This is a genomic window from Microbacterium sp. (assembly GCF_030149085.1).
In the GTDB taxonomy this organism is placed as follows: Bacteria; Actinomycetota; Actinomycetes; order Actinomycetales; family Microbacteriaceae; genus Microbacterium.
In genome coordinates, this window is the sequence record NZ_JASBSF010000120.1 from 1 (window position 1) to 4396 (window position 4396).

General features: G+C 68.3%; 3 protein-coding genes and 2 pseudogenes. 2 read left to right on the forward strand and 3 right to left on the reverse strand.

The window, feature by feature from the left end:
* Positions 1-635 (reverse strand): annotated as a pseudogene (locus Q1V87_RS04955) (hypothetical protein); the annotation flags it as partial.
* A gap of 188 nt (positions 636-823) precedes the next feature.
* On the opposite strand from Q1V87_RS04955, the gene Q1V87_RS04960 reads away from it, so the two are divergent.
* Positions 824-1540: a 1-acyl-sn-glycerol-3-phosphate acyltransferase gene (locus Q1V87_RS04960; protein ID WP_300591101.1), complete on the forward strand. Its 717-nt coding sequence runs from the start codon at positions 824-826 to the stop codon at positions 1538-1540.
* A 9-nt stretch (positions 1541-1549) separates the two neighbouring features.
* Here the strand turns inward: Q1V87_RS04960 and Q1V87_RS04965 are convergent, their stop codons facing one another.
* Positions 1550-2032, reverse strand: coding sequence for an OsmC family protein (locus Q1V87_RS04965; RefSeq protein WP_300591099.1), 483 nt, complete (start codon positions 2030-2032; stop codon positions 1550-1552).
* A 53-nt stretch (positions 2033-2085) separates the two neighbouring features.
* Between Q1V87_RS04965 and Q1V87_RS04970 the strand changes: the two genes are divergently transcribed.
* Entirely contained in the window at positions 2086-3075 is a 990-nt protein-coding gene (locus Q1V87_RS04970) for an asparaginase (protein ID WP_300591100.1), read from the forward strand.
* Positions 3076-3081: 6 nt separating this feature from the next.
* Here the strand turns inward: Q1V87_RS04970 and Q1V87_RS04975 are convergent.
* Positions 3082-4396, reverse strand: a pseudogene (locus Q1V87_RS04975) (cell division protein FtsK); the annotation flags it as partial.

Consider the following 4396-nt stretch of genomic DNA (forward strand, 5'->3'; position numbering starts at 1 on the left):
ACGTCGACGACAACACCGCTCGGCGGGTCGGATGCGGGGATCGAAATGGCGGGGGCACCGCTCTCGTCGAAAGCGACGGTCGGCATCGCGGCGTCTGCGTCCACGACCTGGCACCACTGATCGGCCGGCGTGACATCGAGCACATCGAGGACGTAGACCTGCGCTGCAGTCTCGCCCTGGCCAGGAACTGCCAGAACGATCCGCGATCCCGCCGTTGCGCATCCGAAGAACTCATCGATACCCGTGCCGACCTCCACCGGAATCGGCGCGAGCGGCGCGGCCTCGTCATACCCCGCAGAATCCACCTGAGCTCCCGTGTCACCGTCGAAGACGGTAAGGGCGTACGAGACATACGCCCCGTCGGTCAGGGCGGTTCCGTCGCCGGTGATGGCGACCGTCCGCTGCAGTGCCTCAACAGCGATCGGGGTCGAGAACGAGGCGGAGGGGACCTGTCCGAACTCGCCCTCGACTGTCACGGACTCGGAAACGGGGCCCGACTCTGCAGCTGCCGCGCAGAGTCCACCGTTATCGACGGTTGTCGCCGTCGGGTCGCTTTCGGCAGCCGATGTACAACCAGCGAGAAGTAGTGCCGCGGTCGCGGCGACGGTCAGGGCGAGAAGGGAGCGTGAGCGCACAATGATCCTCTGCTGTGGGCGGATCCCCCATCCTTTCGCACAATTCCTCTGTCTCCGCTGGGAATCGCACTCTCCGCGCCATTCCGATCGGGGAATGAAAGCGGCGGTAGCCTCGACGGGTGACCGTCGACCCCACCGCCCCCGCAGCCGAGGAGCCCGTGTCTGACGGCACTCGGACCCGTCGACGCATGGGTGTCGCTTACGTACTCGGACGTACGGTGATCACGCCGCTTGCACGTCTGATCTATCGACCGCGCGTCGAAGGCAAGCATCTGGTACCCCGGAGCGGACCCGTCATCTTCGCGAGCAACCATCTCTCCTTCATCGACTCGATCGCCATCCCGGTCGCGGCACCGCGTCGGGTTCACTTCCTCGCGAAGTCCAGCTACTTCGAAGGCTCAGGTCTTTCGGGGTGGGCATCGCGCCAGTTCTTCACGTCGATCGGAGCGATTCCGGTTCGTCGTGGCGCAGGTCAAGCCGCCCTCGATGCCCTGGATCAACAGCGCGCCCTCCTCGAGGCGGGGAGCGCCGTCGCGCTGTATCCGGAGGGCACACGCTCGGTCGACGGTCGCCTCTACAAGGGGCGCACGGGAGTCGCCTTCCTGGCGCTCCAGACCGGCGCACCCGTCGTTCCCGTGGGCCTCATCGGCACGGACAAGGTCATGCCGAAGGGTGCGACCGTGCCCTCCCCGAAGCACCGCATCACTGTCAAGTTCGGTGAGCCGCTGGATCTGTCCCACCATGGCCACGCTTCCTCCGGTCGCGCCCGCCGAGGCGCAACCGACGAGATCATGGCCGCGATCCATGCCCTGTCGGGGCAGGAACTCGCCGGCGCCTACAACGAGGTCCAGCCGCAGTCGCCGATCGAACGCATCAAGCAGGCACTCCCCCACGAGCGCCGCTGACCGGCGGGCTCAGGTATCGAGCCCTACCACGAGTGTCGTGGGGCGATGGTGGACCGGAAAGTTCACCGAGTTCGCAATGAAGCACCACTGGTTGGCCTGATGGTGGGCAGCCTCGGCGGCGGATCGCATCGACTCGTCAGCCACCGTAACGACGGGGTGCAGCGTCACCTCACGGAAACTGCCGCCACCGCGACCGTCCTCCACCATGACTCCGGTCGCGGTATCCCGATACGCGACCACCACGACCCCGGCCTGAACGGCCGCGTGCAAGTAAGACAGCAGGTGGCACTCGCTCAGGGCCGCAACGAGGAGATCCTCCGGGTTCCACCTCGACGCATCCCCACGAAACGGCTTGTCGCTGGAGACCAGAAGCTCCGGCTTCCCCTCGATCTGCAGCGTGACGTCTCGGGCGTAGTCGCGGTAACCAGCGGTGCCGACACCGCGGTTGCCGGTCCATTCGGCGCGAACGGTGTACTCGTGTTCACCCAGCATGGGCCCAGTCTGGCATCGCTGTTCACGCTGGCGGCCCCGGATAGGCTGTGGGAGTGCCTAAGACGTTCCCTGTTGCCGCTGCCGTCGAGCTCGCACGGGTGGAGCGAGGCGGATTCGTGGAGTCACGCCATGCCGGGGCCGCGATCGTCCTGAATCCCGATGGGCAGGTCATCGAGAGGCTCGGTGACACCGATGCACCCATCCTTCCGCGGTCGTCCCTGAAGCCGATCCAGGCGCTGGCATGTCTCGCGGCGGGGGCACAGCTCGAAGGTGAGACGCTGGCGCTCGCGACCGCCAGCCACGCGGGAACCGACCGGCACGTCGCCGTCGTCCGCGACATCCTCGACGCCGCCGGGCTGGACGAGCGGAGCCTCCAGTGCCCGCCTGCCTGGCCGTCCGATACGACCACACGCGATGCCCTGGTCCGCGCCGAAGGAGAGCCCGAGAGGCTCCGCATGAATTGCTCGGGAAAGCACGCGGCAATGCTCGCGGCGTGCGTCGCACAGGGGTGGGACCTTGCCACCTACCTCGACCCGGAGCATCCGCTGCAGGTTCAGATTCGCGAGCTCGTCGAGCGGCTGACCGGAGAGCGCGTGCAGGCATCCGTCGTCGATGGATGCGGCGCTCCCGTTTTCGCCCTCACGCTGTCGGGCCTTGCCAAGGCAGCGCACCGGATCGGCGGTTCCTCGGAGCGGTCGCCGTTCGCGCTCCATCGCAATGCGGCGGCGCTGGTCGCGGCAGTGCGCCGGCATCCCTGGACGATCGACGGTCCCGGCCGGGCCGACACGATCACGATCGAACAGACCGGGGTCTTCGCGAAGGGCGGTGCCGAGGGCGTGATGATCATGGTCGCGCCGGATGGGACGACGGCAGCGCTCAAGATGCTTGATGGCTCGGCGCGGGCCACATCCATCGTCGCGCTGCGTCTTCTCGAGCGAGCTGGTGCGCTGAGGGCCGCCGACGTCTCGCGTGCTCGGGACGAGCTGCCGCTGCGGGTGCGCGGCGGCGAGCGCGACGTCGGCGTGATCTCCCCTGCCTTCTGACCTCGATCATCCGAGGCGTACCCGCCTGACGTCGCGTCCGGGCTCGAGGAGCCATCCGCGCGGAGCCCCCGGAAGGCACAGCGGAGGAAGGTCTCGTCGTCCGGTGAGGATGCGGTACTCCCCCGAGCATGACGGATCGATCAAAAGCGGGCCTTGTGCGCGCAGGGTCGTGAGCGCGGCCCAGAATCGCTGCCACTGCTCGGGTTCAGCACGCACGACGAGCGAGCGTTCCGGCTCCATCGTCGGTGGGCTGCCCCCGGCGAGCGCGTCATCAGGGCTCATGACCACCACGTCACGAGCAAGCCATTGTTGCTGAGTGCACTCAGCGCCGGAGGCGGCGCGCGTAACCCAACACGTCAGTCCAGCGGGCGGCTGCCAGAGGGAGGGATGCGGCGCTTCTCCGCTCCGCGCAGAAGTTTCAGCCCGGAACACCTGTACGAGCGTCCCGCCGAGCCGGCCTCGACCCGGCGGAGCTGTGGGGTCGTGGTGGCTCGGCGCGCCGCCGGCGGCGAGGTAGTCGGTGCGTTGGGCGTGGCGAAGCAGGAGCCGGCGCGGCATCAGGTCGGCGATGCGAGCGAGCGGCGCCGTGAGGCGTTCCAGACCGAGCAGGAAGGGACGTCCGTCCCCAGAAGAGCGGACTATCGTTTCGAGGAGGCCGGCGGCTGCGTGGGCATAGTCCGGTGGAAGCGCCGCCAACAGGGCGTCGGCCTCATCCACCACGACGGCGCCGTGCCGTGAAACCGCAACGCGGTTCAGGTCGTCCCAGGCTGCTTCGAGATCACCCGCATCTATCCATGCATCCGCCCGATCCAGCTGCGCCGCGAGGGTATGCAACGCCGTGGTCACTCCCGAGCCCGCGGTGCCGATGACGCACAGTCCCCTTTCGGACCGCGCCAGCCCGATAGGCTCCTGGCGCTGCAGGTGAGGCTCGTCAGCGATGCCGATGAGCAGCACCTCGTCGTCTCCATCGCGACGGGGAAGCGGGACATCGGCCGGGAGGGGTTCGAGCCACGGCGCCTGCACCGGTGAACCGTGGGCGCGGGCAGCGAGCTCAGACACGAACTCGTCGTCTGCCACCGCGACGCGAATCGGCACCGGACGCTCGTCTCCCGCCCGTCTCACCTGAGCTGTGCCTGCGCGCGCTCCGGCCGGCATCCGGTGGGCGGCGTCATCTCCGAGCATCAGACGGCAATCGGCGGCATCGGCGGCTCGCAGAACGACGCGCAGCAGACAGTTCGCCAGGAGCGCCTCTCGAAACACCCCGGTGGCGCGCTGCGTGCCGAGGATGACGTGGATGCCCAGCGCCCGCCCCCGCGCCGTG

Excerpts from the sequence above, each read along its gene's own strand:
- Q1V87_RS04960 (WP_300591101.1), top strand. The coding sequence starts at position 824 with ATGGGTGTCGCTTACGTACTCGGACGTACGGTGATCACGCCGCTTGCA.
- Q1V87_RS04965 (WP_300591099.1), bottom strand. The coding sequence starts at position 2,032 with ATGCTGGGTGAACACGAGTACACCGTTCGCGCCGAATGGACCGGCAAC.